This is a genomic window from Microbispora sp. NPDC088329 (assembly GCF_040685655.1).
Taxonomy (GTDB): Bacteria; Actinomycetota; Actinomycetes; order Streptosporangiales; family Streptosporangiaceae; genus Microbispora.
Window position 1 is genome coordinate 92,990 of sequence record NZ_JBFBIP010000021.1, and the last position, 14,339, is coordinate 107,328.

At 61.5% G+C, this 14,339-nt stretch carries 18 protein-coding genes; 11 read left to right on the plus strand and 7 right to left on the minus strand.

The features are described 5' to 3' along the window. Positions 1-46: 46 nt before the first annotated feature. Positions 47-373 carry a hypothetical protein gene (locus AB0O28_RS31125; protein ID WP_363646121.1) on the minus strand — a complete coding sequence of 109 codons (327 nt, stop codon included), beginning with the start codon at positions 371-373 and terminating at the stop codon, positions 47-49. After that, positions 373-798 carry a plasmid replication, integration and excision activator gene (locus AB0O28_RS31130; protein WP_363646122.1) on the minus strand — a complete coding sequence of 142 codons (426 nt, stop codon included), beginning with the start codon at positions 796-798 and terminating at the stop codon, positions 373-375. Before AB0O28_RS31130 ends, AB0O28_RS31125 begins: the two co-directional genes overlap by 1 nt. Positions 799-962: 164 nt before the next feature. On the opposite strand from AB0O28_RS31130, the gene AB0O28_RS31135 reads away from it, so the two are divergent. Both AB0O28_RS31135 and AB0O28_RS31140 read left to right on the plus strand, forming a co-directional pair. Further along, entirely contained in the window at positions 963-1,103 is a 141-nt protein-coding gene (locus AB0O28_RS31135; RefSeq protein ID WP_363646123.1) for a hypothetical protein, read from the plus strand. Positions 1,104-1,157: 54 nt separating this feature from the next. Further along, positions 1,158-1,892 carry a class I SAM-dependent methyltransferase gene (locus tag AB0O28_RS31140; RefSeq protein ID WP_363646124.1) on the plus strand — a complete coding sequence of 245 codons (735 nt, stop codon included), beginning with the start codon at positions 1,158-1,160 and terminating at the stop codon, positions 1,890-1,892. Between the two features lie 201 nt (positions 1,893-2,093). Here AB0O28_RS31140 and AB0O28_RS31145 read toward each other — a convergent pair whose 3' ends face one another. The 3 genes from AB0O28_RS31145 to AB0O28_RS31155 all read right to left on the minus strand — a co-directional run bounded on the left by AB0O28_RS31145 (position 2,094) and on the right by AB0O28_RS31155 (position 3,617). Beyond that, positions 2,094-2,816: a GntR family transcriptional regulator gene (locus tag AB0O28_RS31145; RefSeq protein ID WP_363646125.1), complete on the minus strand. Its 723-nt coding sequence runs from the start codon at positions 2,814-2,816 to the stop codon at positions 2,094-2,096. Between the two features lie 91 nt (positions 2,817-2,907). After that, positions 2,908-3,210 carry a hypothetical protein gene (locus AB0O28_RS31150; protein WP_363646126.1) on the minus strand — a complete coding sequence of 101 codons (303 nt, stop codon included), beginning with the start codon at positions 3,208-3,210 and terminating at the stop codon, positions 2,908-2,910. Continuing rightward, on the minus strand, positions 3,207-3,617 hold the full coding sequence (locus tag AB0O28_RS31155) for a hypothetical protein (protein WP_363646127.1): 411 nt from the start codon (positions 3,615-3,617) through the stop codon (positions 3,207-3,209). The genes AB0O28_RS31150 and AB0O28_RS31155 overlap by 4 nt, the downstream gene beginning before the upstream one ends. Positions 3,618-3,738: 121 nt before the next feature. Between AB0O28_RS31155 and AB0O28_RS31160 the strand changes: the two genes are divergently transcribed. Then, on the plus strand, positions 3,739-4,956 hold the full coding sequence (locus AB0O28_RS31160; RefSeq protein WP_363646128.1) for a helix-turn-helix domain-containing protein: 1,218 nt from the start codon (positions 3,739-3,741) through the stop codon (positions 4,954-4,956). On the opposite strand, the gene AB0O28_RS31165 is transcribed toward AB0O28_RS31160, so the two are convergent. Further along, entirely contained in the window at positions 4,937-5,497 is a 561-nt protein-coding gene (locus AB0O28_RS31165; protein ID WP_363646129.1) for an NUDIX hydrolase, read from the minus strand. The two genes, AB0O28_RS31160 and AB0O28_RS31165, sit on opposite strands and share 20 nt — an antisense overlap. Before the next feature lie 281 nt (positions 5,498-5,778). Here AB0O28_RS31165 and AB0O28_RS31170 point away from each other — a divergent pair, with 281 nt between their 5' ends. The 8 genes from AB0O28_RS31170 (at position 5,779) to AB0O28_RS31205 (ending at position 13,607) form a co-directional block, all read left to right on the plus strand. Continuing rightward, on the plus strand, positions 5,779-7,281 hold the full coding sequence (locus tag AB0O28_RS31170) for an RNA-directed DNA polymerase (RefSeq protein WP_363646130.1): 1,503 nt from the start codon (positions 5,779-5,781) through the stop codon (positions 7,279-7,281). 2 nt (positions 7,282-7,283) lie between these two features. Next, the gene (locus AB0O28_RS31175; RefSeq protein WP_363646131.1) at positions 7,284-7,781 is read left to right on the plus strand and encodes an SLATT domain-containing protein; all 498 of its coding nucleotides are present in this window, start codon (positions 7,284-7,286) and stop codon (positions 7,779-7,781) included. Between the two features lie 290 nt (positions 7,782-8,071). After that, positions 8,072-9,250, plus strand: a complete 1,179-nt coding sequence (locus AB0O28_RS31180) for a hypothetical protein (RefSeq protein ID WP_363646132.1) — start codon at positions 8,072-8,074, stop codon at positions 9,248-9,250. Between the two features lie 1,022 nt (positions 9,251-10,272). Next, complete coding sequence (locus AB0O28_RS31185) at positions 10,273-11,247, plus strand: DNA-processing protein DprA (RefSeq protein ID WP_363646133.1); 975 nt, start codon at positions 10,273-10,275, stop codon at positions 11,245-11,247. 2 nt (positions 11,248-11,249) lie between these two features. Continuing rightward, the gene (locus AB0O28_RS31190; protein ID WP_363646134.1) at positions 11,250-12,062 is read left to right on the plus strand and encodes a phosphoribosyltransferase; all 813 of its coding nucleotides are present in this window, start codon (positions 11,250-11,252) and stop codon (positions 12,060-12,062) included. Between the two features lie 212 nt (positions 12,063-12,274). After that, positions 12,275-12,514, plus strand: a complete 240-nt coding sequence (locus AB0O28_RS31195) for a type II toxin-antitoxin system CcdA family antitoxin (protein WP_363646135.1) — start codon at positions 12,275-12,277, stop codon at positions 12,512-12,514. Further along, entirely contained in the window at positions 12,511-12,912 is a 402-nt protein-coding gene (locus AB0O28_RS31200) for a DNA-binding protein (protein ID WP_363646136.1), read from the plus strand. The genes AB0O28_RS31195 and AB0O28_RS31200 overlap by 4 nt, the downstream gene beginning before the upstream one ends. A gap of 359 nt (positions 12,913-13,271) precedes the next feature. Beyond that, positions 13,272-13,607 (plus strand): hypothetical protein, encoded by a 336-nt coding sequence (locus AB0O28_RS31205; protein ID WP_363646137.1) that lies wholly within the window; start codon positions 13,272-13,274, stop codon positions 13,605-13,607. A gap of 5 nt (positions 13,608-13,612) precedes the next feature. On the opposite strand, the gene AB0O28_RS31210 is transcribed toward AB0O28_RS31205, so the two are convergent. Next, positions 13,613-13,945, minus strand: coding sequence for a hypothetical protein (locus tag AB0O28_RS31210; protein ID WP_363646138.1), 333 nt, complete (start codon positions 13,943-13,945; stop codon positions 13,613-13,615). Positions 13,946-14,339: the final 394 nt, after the last annotated feature.

Below are 14,339 nucleotides of genomic sequence, written 5' to 3' on the forward strand. Positions count from 1 at the left end.
CGAGGGGCCGCCGGAAGTTCCCGCTTCCAGCGGCCCCGCTTGCGTGTCAGGCCACCGAGCCGTCGACGCCGGGAAGGGCGAGCTGGTTGGAGTCGGCCTGCTGCTCGATCAGGCGCTCGCACTCGGCGAGGTAGCGCGAGGCGGCCCGGACGATCTGCCGGGCGATCTCGACATCCCGGGGGGTGACCGGCCCGGCCGCGGTGGTCGAGACGGTCACGTCCACGCTCGGGCTGGTGATGGCGAAGTAGGGCCGCCCGGAGTCGAGCACCTCGGCCCCGGCCCGCAGCTCGGGCGAGTAGAACGAGATGCCGACGTTGGCCGGGTTGCCGGGGCTGAGCGACAGCGTGACGTAGGTGTAGGGGTCGCGGAGCATCAGGCCGCCACCTCCTTACCGGCACCTGCCTGCTTGCCCTGGGCGACGGCGCGGGGAGCTCGCATGCCCCTCGCCCGCAGGGAGTAGGCCAGTCGTCCGGTGGTCTGGTGGACGTACGGCGTGACCGTCATCCCCTCGAACTCGACCGGCGTGATGGGCAGGCCGGGCGTGGCGGGCGGCGGGACCGGCCGCACCGGAGCGATGATCTTCACCGCCACCGTCTTCTGGGCGAGCTTGGCGGCCGGGTCGGCGTCCATGACGGCGACCTGCCAGACCAGTTCCCCGGTGGTCTTGTCCTTGGCGAACACGGTGCGCCCGCCGGTCGAGGCGGTGAAGTCCTTGACCTGCTCCACCTCCCCCACCAGATAGCAGCCGTGCGGGAAGACGTGCTCGAAGGCGATCGGGATGGGTCCTGCAATGGCCATGTTCTTGATTCCTTTGCTCGGGATAAGCATCTCATGCGCTCGTCCACTCGTCCGATTGAGTTCTACTCTAAGTCTCGCCCACTCGTCCGCACAAGTGGTTGACCTAAGAGTGCGGGTAAGTCTTCCGTTGCCCTCCAGCCAGGTTCTAGTTAGATGAGGTACTTATGAGCTTTGATCTCGCCATCCTCGCCATGGACGTAAGCGCCAGCGTCGAAGCCGCGCCATCGAAGTTTGATCGGTGCGAAGTGCGGGTGGTCTGGATGGCGGAGGAGCCGCTCGCGGATGCGTTCGGGCATCCGGACTGAGGAGTCGCGAAACCGAGTGGTTGTCCAGGGCCGGCTCCGCATACGTTCGGCAGCATGACTGACGAGTGCTTTGGGCATCCACGGCTCGCCGCGATCTACGACCACCTCGACCCTGATCGCAGCGATCTCGATGCATACGTCCGGATGGCGGAAGAGTTCAGGGCGCATCGAGTACTGGACATTGGCTGCGGGACAGGAGTGTTCGGCCTCCAACTGGCTGATCGCGGGATCGAGGTCATCGGCATCGATCCCGCCCAGGCGTCCATCGATGTCGCTCGCGCAAAACCGGGCAGTGAGCGAGCACGCTGGATCTGCGGTGATGCGAGAGCTCTCCCGGCGCTGCGGGTTGACCTCGCGACGATGACGGCGAACGTCGCCCAGGCCATTGTTGATCCGCAGATATGGCAGAAGACGCTGCAGGGGGCCTACGAAGCACTGGTGCCTGGCGGGCGCCTGGTGTTCGAGACACGGGATCCGGCGAGGCGCGCTTGGGAGGAGTGGAACCGCGAGAGCTCTTACAGCGTGACGGAGATTCCTGACGTCGGCGCCGTCGAGAGCTGGGTCCAGCTGATCGACGTGAGTTGGCCGCTGGTGACATTCCAGTGGACTTACGTATTCGCTGCGGACGGCCAGATCCTGACGTCGGACTCGACGTTGCGCTTCCGTGAGCGGCAGGATGTCGAGAGGGACTTGGCCACGCACGGCTACGTGGTCGAGGAGGTTCGCGAAGCGCCTGACCGACCAGGCCGAGAGTTCGTCTTCGTCGCGCGACGTCCATTATTTCAGTGATCCACACCGCTCGATCTTCGATGACACATGCTCAAGGTTCGATGGCACAGGACGCGTCTGATCACGGCGGAGCGGGCGCTGTCGTTTCTCACCAACATTCCGCCCCATGTTGATCTTCAACCGCTGTCAAAACTCACCTACAAGCGCTGTCCGTTCAGACCAACAAAATCACATGCCTGACGGCCGCGTAGAACGCACCGATCACCTAGAGGGCACCTGATAGACGTCTTCCAGCTCGTGAAGGTCACCTGGCAGGGCCACGCTGAGCACCAGGAGCACGTTCCCCGCCGGGTCATGGACGGTGGCCAGCACGCCGAGAACCGGGGACGAGGAGCCGAGGAGGTCGGCTTCCTCCTTGGTCGGCTTCCGCGCGGTCAGACGTTCGGTGACGTGGTCTACCCGCAGATGCTTCACCGCTTGGAGGTGCTGCCGGACGCCATGCCGCAGCGGATCGGGCTTGTCCAGGTCGGTGCCCAGCGCGATCTCCAGGGGGAACCACAGCGTTCCCGCCGCCGAGACCCGGTCGCCTTGCCGCGTGACGCGGTGACGGGCGATCACGGGGGTTCGCTCGTCGACGCCCATGAGCTTGGCGACGTGCCGGGGGGCCGGCACCCGGGCAACGCTGACGATGTTCTCGGCGCTCTCGGGATGCTCGACCGTCGACAGGCCAGGCCGTACCCGCTCGGCGGGGCTTTCCGGGCGGCCCTTCACGAACGAGCCGCGGCCGTGTTCGCGCTCGATCCAGCCTTGCATGGCAAGGGTCTGCAGCGCCCGCACAACGGTGGTGCGGCCGACGCCGAATTCCCGGACGAGCTGTGTCTCCGAGGGCAGCATGTCGCCGGGCGCGTACTCCCCGTCCCGGATACGCTGCTGAATCGCCGTCATCACCTGGGCGTACTTCGGCGGGGCGAAGTCCATGCTCATGTTAAGCGCCCAATCACTTTTCCACTTGTCTGCATAAGCACAGTAGCGGCTAAGCGAATGCCTGTCAGGACCTCAGCCACCAGCGGGAAGGCTATTGAGCCCGCCCGGACAGCAGCGCCAGCCACACCGCCCACGCCTCGGCCTCCCGCCAGGCGTGCGTCTGCGCGACCTTCGGCTTCATCTCATCCCCCTTGAATCGGCGGATGTAGAACAGACCGCCCGCCGCGCACAACTCGTACCAGGTGATGCGATGCTCGTGGCACGTCCAGGCGAGCACCCGCGACCAGGCGAACCGGCCCGGCTTGTGCCAGGCGAGCGGTATGGCCCCGTTCTGCAGTGGCGGGAGATGCGGCGATGGGCACGGCCCACCCCATGCCGGGGTGCGGTTGCTCACCGGTCGGTCCGTTCGAAGCGGACCTGCCCGGCCGCGTCGAGGGTGGCGCGGAAGATGATCCGGCGGGACCAGTCGTCCGGCACGGTGCCGAAGTCGTAGACCCGGTGCGTGATCCTCCCCCACGGCTGCCGGGCCGGGTCCATGCGACGCAGCGCCGTCCGCAGCTCGTCCATCGAGGTGGCCTGTCCGGCGCTGGTGCTGCACGGGCCGAGTTCGTCGGTCCCATCAGCGGTGACGAAGACTTCCCACTCGAACATCTCCACGAGCACCTGGCCGCCGTCGCAGTACAGGCAGTCCTCCCGCGACGAGGTCTCCAGGCCCAGCGCCACGGCGGCAACCTGCCCGCGTCGAGTGACGATCTTCCAGCCGCGCCCGTCGCACGCGGTGCACTTAACTGGTGTGGTCATGCCGGAAAGAATGGATCTCAGACGAATCCAGTCCTATTCCCACGGGATATATCACCGGGAGATATAGAGTTCTCAGCACAAGCCATGCACCACCAGCCTGGGCGAACGACCGGAGGCCGGAATGCACGGGAACGCTTTCGAGCCGATCCAGCTACCCGAACGGGTATGGGACCGCGAAGAAAGCAGGGAAATCCTCAGAAAACGCGACGTAGCGGGCTTGTTCAACCTCGCTGTCAAGTACGCGGGGGCCAGCCAGGTCCGCCTCAGCGCCGCCACCGGCATCGCCCAGGGCCGGATCAGTCAACTCATGCGCGGGCAGCGCCAGGTCACCGACCTTGAGGTCTATGAGCGCATTGCCGCCGGCCTCGGCCTGCCCGACCACGCCCGCATGCTGCTCGGCCTGGCACCGCTCGACATCGCCTCACCCACCGGCGACCACGGCGACAAGCACCAGGAGCAGACCGCCGAACTCACCGCCCGCATCGAGGCCGCCGCCGCCATCGACTCGACAATGGTCATGATCCTCAACACCGACACCAACAACCTGCGCCTACTGGACCGCCGACTCGGCAGCGCCGCCATCGCCGACAAAATGCGCGCCCAAATCTCTCAAATACAGCGCGCCCATCGTCATGCCGTACGGCCCGGCATACGCGCGCAGCTCGCCCACGTCCTCGCCCAGACCGAATCCCTCGCCGGATGGCAGGCCATCAACACCGGCGCCCTCAACGACGCCTGGAACCACTATGAGAATGCCAAGGCCGCCGCCCGCGAAGCCGATGACCCCGCCGTCATCGCCCACGTCTGCGCCGAACAGGCATACGTCCTCATGGACCTGGGACAGCCCGCGCAGGCAACCGAACTCCTGCAGTACGTCCATGCCACCCACCGCGACCGCATTCCCATCCGGCTACGTTCGTGGCTCTCAGCCGCAGAAGCCGAAGCAGCCGCGATCCTCGGTGACGAGGCGACCTGCCGGGCCGCACTCGACCAGGCCGCCGCTCTCCTACCGGACGGGAACAGCGACCCCGACATGCCCTACCTGTCGCTCGACATCCACCACCTGGCCCGGTGGCGAGGCAACTGCCTCGTCCGCTTCGGCGACCCCGGCACCATCGAGGACCTACGGTCGGCACTCGCCGGGATGGACGGCACCTACAACCGCGCCGAGGCGGCGCTTCGCTGCGACCTGGGACATGCCCTGCTCGCGATGGGCGACCCGGAAGCCGCCCAACCGCACATCCAGCGCGCCAGGCACCTGGCGACCATGACCGGGTCCCGCCGACAGCGCAAGCGCATCGACGAACTCAGCCGGCGACTTACGCACGCCCTCCGTTGAGCCGGTCGCGGGCCGCATACAGACCGACCAGCGTGCCCGAGGTCCAGATGTCGCCCCGGGCGATCATGTCCGGGATCTCCTTCATCGGAACCCACTCGATCAGGTCCGCCTCGATCTCCCCGCTGGGCTCCTTCACCAGCTCGGCACCGCGGGCGAGGTACAGGTTGTGCTCGGAGTCGACCATGCCGGCCATCGGCTGATAAGTCACCAGGTGCTCGATTTCCTTGACCCGGTACCCCGTCTCTTCCTCCACCTCACGGGCCGCCGTCGCCATCGGGTCCTCCCCCGCGTCGACCAGGCCGCCCGGCAGCTCCCAGCCCCACCGGTCGAACAGGAACCGATGCCGCCACATCATCAGCACCCGCTGTTGCTCGTCGACCACCACGGCGATGGCCGCCCGATCCAGATGCACCGCATGATGCTCAAACCGCTCACCATCAGGAATCTCGACGTCCACCAGGCCCAGCCGGACCCACCGGTTGTCATAGATCAGCCGCTCACTATGAACGACCCACCGCGACCGCTCTTCGTTGGTAGCCACACAGCGAAGCTACCGCTCGGCATCACGCTAAGTACATGGGAGTCCGAGAGCTCAGAGTCTCTGTTCCACTAGACAGCTCAAATTTCGGTCCACCGAAACCACCACTATCGGTCCGCATTAGTGACTCAAATCATCGCATCATTGCGGTAGCGACACTGAAGCGGACTGCAGCATGTTCAAAGTGGACCGAACCAAGCGCGTGCTCCAATACCATATGAGGACCGCCCCCCGGAGTGCCTCACTCGGCAAGACCCGGTCTGTCGGAAGAGGTAGCTCAAACTATGCTTGATTCAGTCACCCCGTTCGCCAACTGGCTAGAATTCGCCTGGCAACGCTATTACAAAAGTCAGAACACTCTAGATCTGCCAGATGTCATCGCGCACGCCGACGTCAATTACTGCTGGCCCCATTACCAAAATAACCTCCTCAGCCGATTTTGGGCAGGCAGCTACCTCCCAGGCGCCGTTGAGATAGTCGATCTACCAAAGGACCGGCTTACTGTAAGGCCGCTAGCGCGGCTATCACTCGAAGACCGACTCATCTACGAAGCGCTAGTGTTTTCGATTGCAGAGCTGATAGACGGAGAGCTCCCCGACAACGTATACAGTTATCGATGGTCCAAGTTCAAAGGCGACTTGAGAGCCCCTATTGGATCATGGGTGAAAATGCAAGAAAGAGGGCGCGCTCTGCATGAGAAGTATCCGGCAAAGCTTCTCGCAAAGACCGATATCACTTCGTTCTATGAACATATCGACATTGATGTACTCCTAGAGGATCTGACATGCCTGGGAGTACGCATGTGGACCAGGAAACATCTGGAATTTTTTCTCCGAAGCTTTCAGCGGATGAATCATGTGGGGGGCATACCTCAAGGCCCTGACGCTTCTGGAGTTCTGGCTAATTTATATCTGCTTCCGGTCGACACCAGCCTACAGCGCAAGGGAGTTGAGTATCTCCGCTATTCGGATGATCTCGCTCTCTTTGGGAGCAGCTGGGAAGAGCTCCGACAGGAACTCATATCGATAAACCGAATCATGCGCGGCCGACGCCTGAGCATGTCTGGCGCCAAAACTAAAGTACTTCTTGCCCACGAAGTTGCAGAAGAGTTCGACAATGGCGATAAAGATGCAATACGGTACGGGGTCGACATTCAATCACCTCTAGCGGGAGACCTTGTCCGACGCCTATTCGACTCTGCCACGTCGGAGCAGCCGCCTAACGCACGGGACATTAGATTCACTTTGAATCAAATGATTCGCCTTGACGATGACTATGCAGTCGAATGGGTCGTACAAAACTTCTCTCAAGTTCCCCATCTTGCACCTTCAATTATCAATTATCTAGAGTCCTTCTATGGCAAGTCAAAAGCGGAAATCGCCCCACCTCTAGAAAGCATGCTGACATTTCGAAGCCTAAAAAGCTACCCGTATGCCGAACATCACCTCCTATGCTTCCTCCTCCGCAGATCGATCTACTCCAAAAGTGTATACGAATCTGCCTGGAACATCTTGTCCAACCGGAACGAAGAGGGGTTTCTTCGGGAAACTTCTGCACGATATATCGGTCGGTATGCAAGACCTGGCGATGGCGCACTCCTAAAGCAGGAATTTAGAAATGAACGCTCTGACCCTGTAAGGCGAGCCCTAATAGTAGCCCTTTATGAATCACAGCATTTCAATGGACTATGGTTCGATGATGCAGCCGAGTCCGCTCCAAACCTTCAATGGACATGCCACTACCTCAAAAGTGGTCCCGTCATCCCATTTCCTGTGATCAAGAGATAGCCATGACATTGAATGCAGAATCCACAAAGCCTTATATTGACGAGCTTCAGGAGCTATATACCGACGCAACTTATTCAGCAATGACATACTTCGAGGCCGCCAAATCTGCCGAACTTTGGGGGAAAGTGCTGGTCTTCGTGCCTGCCCTGGTATCGAGCCTTTCTGGACTACTTGTTGCCCTAGGGCAGCCAGGAAAGTGGGGGGCCGCCTCTGCTGTTGCGGGGGCTGTTGCCGCGACCGCTGCTTTTCTTGGCGCGGATAGGAAAGCCCCCTCCTATAAGGATTCTGCACGCCAGTTCACGGTACTTCGACACAGGGCAAAAATGGAGTCGAAACTAAGTTTCGATCAACCTTCGACCGATGCCCTCAACTCAGTTGTTCGCGGCCTGCGCGCGGAATACGAAAGCATCGTTAGCAAGAGCGAGCCTACGCCGAACCGGGCTTTCGCCAAAGCCCAACGCAGAATCGATTCGGGCGCCACTAGCTATACCGATGAATAACTCCATCTTACGCGAGGAGCTAGGTCGGCAGTATCAAAGCGTTTTGAGCCGAGTTGCAAGACCAGCTCCACCGACACTGCCGAATAGCGCTTATGAGAATCAAGGGCGGCGCTCCGCGCCGCCTCGCGGCCCTGCGCCCGCTCGGCGGCCGGGCATGCGGCCTGGGGGCCGGTCCCGGCCGCCGGCAGCTCGGGCCACGCCGTAGCCCGCGGATGGCCAGCATATGCAGGACATCCCCAGAGTACTTGGTGATCCATATATCATGCGTGCATATACCCAGGAGGTCCGCCGTGAGTGATGAGGCCGGGAATCACGCAAGCATCCCGCCCTATGCGTCCCTTCCCAGATCGATCGATGGGGAAAAAATATTTGAAGCGATTAAAAAGTCCGGATACCCATTTCAGGCAGAGGTTGCCAATACTCTGCGCGCCAATCTCTCGGAACTGGGACCGTTCAGCATCCAAGAGGAATGGGCATACATAGACTCCGATACGAGCCAGACTCGATCAATCGACGTCTTGGCAAACGTCACCATCAAGAGCCCAACCCAAGAACAAGAGCACGAAAGCCTGATACATCCGTCTGTTAGCCTTCTCGTGGAATGTAAGCAGAGCGACATGCCCTATGTTTTCTTTCTACGAGAAAGCTATCCGACTCAAACTTTTTCTTTTCCAGAGATCGCCGGGCTGCCACATACGGATATTCGGCTGTTTGGGGTTATATCAAAGGGCGAGGAGAGGATACCCCCTTTCTTGCTGAGCATACACGATCTTGTCGGCTGCCAGCACCACTCCTTCTTCAACACCCCTACGCCATTTGCAGTATCGTTCGCAAAATCCATGCTACGAGGCTCTAAGCTGGAAATATCCGGAGATGAAACCTATCGCGGCATAACGCTACCATTGATCAAAGCAAGTGAGCACTTGAAAAAGGTGCTGGCACCTAATTCGACACAGAAGGCATATACACTCAGGTTTATCGTATGCCTTGCCGTACTAAGGGCGCCAATGATTGGAGCATATGTACATAATGGCAAGCAATTGCTTATTGGCCTCCCGTGGGTCCGCACATTCAGGATGGATCCCACAACGGATCCCGAGCGCGCAACATTCTCGACAGAAGATCGCAACATATTCTATTATGATGTAGTCCATGAGAGCTTCTTGCCACAGTATCTAGAGGTGCTTAAGCGCGATATGACTGCTATCTCTGCAGAGATACACACCAAGCATCAGATAATCGCAACGGGTATAGGAATGCAGCGAGCAGAGAAAAGTGAACTTGGAAGATTTACCGCTGTCGGGGATGATGAGCTGGAAAAATTCGATCTGACCCTGGAGCCGGCTGGTCGAATGACCGTCCTGTCCGAACCGTTGACCTTCGACATTTCTCCTGACATTGAAGGAATCGCAGATGGCCAGCTGATTTGGCTAGATGGCGATGAATTCTATATCCTTGATGAAGATTGAGGCTGAGTTTTGCAATTCCCTTCTAAGCAGACGCATCTCTCCAATCCGGTTGTCTTGTCCTCCTCGCTGCTCGATTTTCCCGGCCGTGCCCACCGCGTCAAGGGCGCCTACGGCGTCGCTTCGCGATCGGCTACGCCGACCCTTGACCCGGCGGTCCCAGCCTTGGGCATCGGCAACTGCGAGGAGGACGGGGGCGACCCAGGGGACGGTCCTCCTGCTGCGTCAGTGCTAAGTCACTCGCATGATTACGAAGCATTTAGCGTGCTCTGCCAGGGGAGTGGGCGGCCAACTAGGATGTGTCTCTCGGAGACGTGGCAGTCGCTCGCGCTACAGGTCCCAGCCGCCTGCTTGTAGGAGTACGCCGTTCTGGGACCATCCAAGTGGACGATCATGAACTGAGGCGAACGAATCTGAACGACGAGGCGACTGCCGATCAGCGTGGCGAACAACCCTGAACGGCCCCGGAGATCGTTTGGGGACCTTGTAAACAGAAGGTGCCGCCAAACTCAGCGCGGGATATGCACGGGATGATCTTCTTTGTAGGGAGCGATCAGCCCTGCAAAATTGCAGGTGGGCAACGGTGGAAGCAGTGCATGAGATCCTCCACTCATAATCCGTGGGTCGTGGGTTCAAGTCCCACCCGCCCTACCACGCTTGATCAGGGAAACCCTGCCCGAGCTGCGGTTCCTTCATACTCACGGTCACTGGGCATGCAGCCGCAGGCCGCCGAGAGCCGTTGTCTGTCGCCAGTCACGGTATACACCCGGGATGACGCGGACCAGGCCGAGGCGAGGTGACACTGTCCGCGTGCGGAAAGCCGATCATCCTTGGCCCTTGGCCGTGCCGTACCTCTCCAGGTGCGTGCGCAGGACCCTGACCAGCTCCGGCGGGATGGGAACGGTCTGTGTGGTGCCCTCCCAACGCTGCACCGTCGGAACTGTCAAGGCCCGAATCGGCATAACCCTCCTACACCGATTACGGCGTGCCGCCTTGCGAACTCGGGCACTATGGGCGCCCACGCTATGCATCCCGTCGCCGCGAATGTCGGTGTCAGCGCGTACGTTCACAGCGAAATCACGTTCAAGATGGTGATGATCATGATCACGATCGACGAGCAAGCCGCAGTCCTTGCTCTCACCAAAGCCACTCACGACAAGCCCTGGCATCACACCGCCCGTGCCATCGCCGCCGCCGGCAGCGCCCTGAAACTGCTCGACGGTGAACTCGCAGGATTGGACGACAACGACAAAGCACATACCGTTGCCATCAGGAGCATGGTCCGGCGCGATGACCTGGACTGGGCACGCGATCTCATCACCACCATGCGTTTCCGCGGCATCCAGCTCCTCACCGTTTTGGACGACGCCTATCCCGGCAATATGTTCTGGACCAACAACTACCAGCCGTTCCTGTGGACCCGCGGCCTCCTGGCCCTGGAGGACCACCGGTCGGTCGCTGTCGTCAGCGAACACGATCATGAGAACGCCGCCGCCGTTGCTCGCACCTTTGCCGAGGCCGGCTTGACCGTAGTCGCGCCACTGCACACCGAACTCGATATGGCGATTCACGAGGCTGTCATCGCTGCCGGTGGACGGACATTGGGAGTGTTGGCCACCGGGATAGAGGAGCCCTCGAAGCCCGCCCGGTACGCGAATGTCGCTCAACAGGTAGGCGAGCGCGGTGCACTGGTCTCCCAGTTCTGGCCCGGAACCCTCTCCACCATTCGAACGGTGGCGTTCACTCATGTCGTGACCTGCGGATTAGCGGCCATCGTCTACGTGGTCGACGGCCGGAAGGGCGGCTCGAGCCAGCGACATGTGACGAACGCCCTCAAGACAGGCAAACCTGTCTTCGTGTCCCAGCGGCTTCACCAAGAACAACCGTGGGTTACTCAGGCCGGCTTCCGGGGAGGCGTCACTGCCGTTCAGGACATTGACGACTTCTGCGATCATGCGGTCAAACTCATAGATATGAGCTTCCAGTCGACCACATTCTGACCATGGGTGACGCCAGGGCGGTAACCGACCTCGTCATCTCGCTGTACAGGAACGTTCCGGCGGCGCGTCCCGGAGTCTGCCGGATCTGCCACACGGGACCCAACAACAAGCCCAACGGTGAGCCGTACGAAATCTGCTCAAGTTGTGATCGCACCGTGAACGGCTTTCGCCGTCACGTGGAACCCGTGGTGCCGATATCGCTGGCCGTTGAGGAAGGGGACGACAACGGATTGTTCAGGCTCGTGGCCCGAAAGGAAGCCGTCCCCGCGAGTGCGAACAGGCTGAAGCCTGCGACCTTGATGGCGGCCACCATCGCCCGCTTCTACGAGGCTCACGAGACATGCCTGACCGGGTTGGCAGGCGGGCCGTTCACCACGGTCACCACGATTCCAAGCACCCGACTCGATCGCCCCATTGCGGCGTTCCACATCATGCCGCAGGTCATCGGGATGGTCAGCGCGCTGCGACCTCTGTACAAGCCGCTTCTTCTGCCCAACGACAAGTACGCCTCAGTGCTCGCCAGACGAAAGTCGCACCCGCACGCCTTCCAGATGATGGGCACGCGGAACGGAAGTCAAAGGCTGCGCGGCGAACGAATACTGCTGGTGGATGACCTGTTCGTGTCAGGCGCCCACGCCCAAAGCGCTGCGTCCACGCTATTCGAGGCGGGGGCCGAGGAGGTAGTGGCTCTGGTCATCATCAGATTGATCGTTCCTACAGTCTGGCATGAGAACAGGATGGATATCTGGCACGAGGCCAGCGCGCAACCATTCACCTTCGACCGCTGCTGCCTATGCGCCCAGAAAGGTAGATAAGTCCTTGCGCGGCGATTCTCTGGCACTCCAGCTGTAGATCGTCAGCTCTATTGCTCGTAAGCGGTTTGTCTCTTGTTGCGGCTTCCTTGTGCAGGCTTGTTAACGACGTCGCCAGCGCGTGCAGGAGGAACCCCGTGCTGTGCACCGGGCTCGGCAGGCCGGTCGGCACCGCTCATGAGTGCGATCTGCGCATACCGCGGTATGATTGACGTATGGCTGACACGACACGCATCACGGTGACGTTGCCAAGCGATCAGGTCGCCGAGCTCAGGAAGCTCACCGACAACGTCTCGGGTTATGTCGCCGAGGCGGTGGCACGCCAGCTGCGGCACCAACTCCTGGGTGCCGACCTGCTGCGTCACCAGGAGGAGCACGGGAAGTTCACCGACGAGGAGCTGGCCGAGGCCCGCGCCTGCATCTTCGGGACGGCGAATTCCGGCGGCTCGGCGTGATCGAGCACGTCGAAACCGTCGTCCTCGACTCCCAAGGGCTTTCCGCCTGGGTCGCGCAGGACCGCAAGATCCTCGCCATGTTCCAGGTGCTTCACTCCATGGGTGCCGATTTCGTCATCGGCGCCAACACCATTGTGGAAGCCAGCCACACACGAGTGGACATGCCGCGGCTTCAATGGGTGCTCTCCCGCGTGAAGGTCGAGCCGGTGACAGGGAGCGCGGCGAAGAGGTCCGCTGAACTGCTCAAGGCCACAGGCCTACACGGCCACAAGTACGCGATCGACGCGACAATCGCGGAGATGGCATTGCGCCAGCCAGGCCCGGTGGCCATGCTGACCTCCGATGTGAACGACATGGTCCGTTTGTGCGGCAACCGCGTACGACTCATCGGCATCTGAACACAACTGCCGAGGATTGTCGTACTCGTCCGAACCTGCTGATGTTCCGACATCCTGATGACGCGCCGTGAGACGCTGGTCGAGCGGACTCATAACCGTGGATCGTGGGTTCAAGTCCCGCCCGCCCTACCATGTACGACCAGCCATCCGTGGTCTCACCTGCGGTTTCATGGTCGGTCAAGCTTGTCCGGACATGCAACCGGCAGCAGCCGCATGCCCTGGTCGCGGAACACGCACAAATGCTCGCGGCCTCGTTTCCCCAGGTGAGCCACGCGATTCCGGCGCCTCGCGGAACGATTTCGCGCCCATACGCCGAAGGACCCCGAGACCCCTCCCGAGGTCCTGACTAAGGTGCGATCATGGGCGTTGACGCGGTGCTGATGAGAGTGGAGCAACACGGGACCAGCCCGAAGCGAAGGAAACTCGCTCCCATCGCCGTCGCACCAGACTCCAAGGATGTCTTCGTGCGTCTCGTCGACCAGGTGCGCGGGCGCGGCACCCATCCGATGCTGGAACGCGTCGACCCGTATCGCAGCCTGATCCTTTCGCCGGCCGAGATGCCGCAGTTCCTCTCCGAGCTTGCCCGCCTCCCCGCATCGACCGCTCAGGACGTAGAGGCGATCCGACAACTCAAAGATCTCGCCCGCCAGTGCGCCGCCGACCCAGCGACAGAACTGCACCTCGACGGCAGCTGAGGCCCTCATCCCGTGAGGGCCTCCAGAATGCGGCCGTTGGCCACCTCGCGTTGCCCCTCGGGACACTTGGCATAGACCATGAGCATCACGCCGACCCTGAGTAACGTCTCGGTGCCGTGTCCGGCCCGCTCCGCGGCTTCCGGCGCGTGAACCCCCGCGTTGAGCCAGAGGGACACAGCCGCGTGACGCAGGTCGTACGGCCGGGCCGCCAGGGGCGAGGCGACCACCTCCGGAGGGAACGCGTAGCCTCGCGCATCCTTCCAGACATTCGAGACGGTCGAGCCGGAGAACGCCTTGCCGCTCACCGTCCGGAACAGCCGGCCACTCTCCGGCCACACGGTGCGTCTCGATGTGATCTCGCAGGATCGCCTGCTCAGGCGAGATCGGGACGGGTCGCGTCTCCTCCCGGTGCTTCAGGCCGCGCTCGTCGTGCGTCTCCCCCGAGTCGGTATAGCGCTTGCTACTCTCCGGCCGGGTCACGTGATCGTCTGTCGCGACACCCCGGCCTGCGCGGCGGTCTCGCTCGACTCGCTCCGGCGAGGACCGCCAAAACCACCCGATAACACTGCTCGACAACCGACAAATCGATCAGGGCGCTCTCATTCGGCCCTGCTCAGCCCCGCCATGGACCAGAGCGACTTCCATCAGACTAGGCTCTTTCGGCCCCACCAGTAAGCGACGACTGGGATGTCTTTCGGCTCAGAACGGTGAATGGCATCACGCCGAGGATGA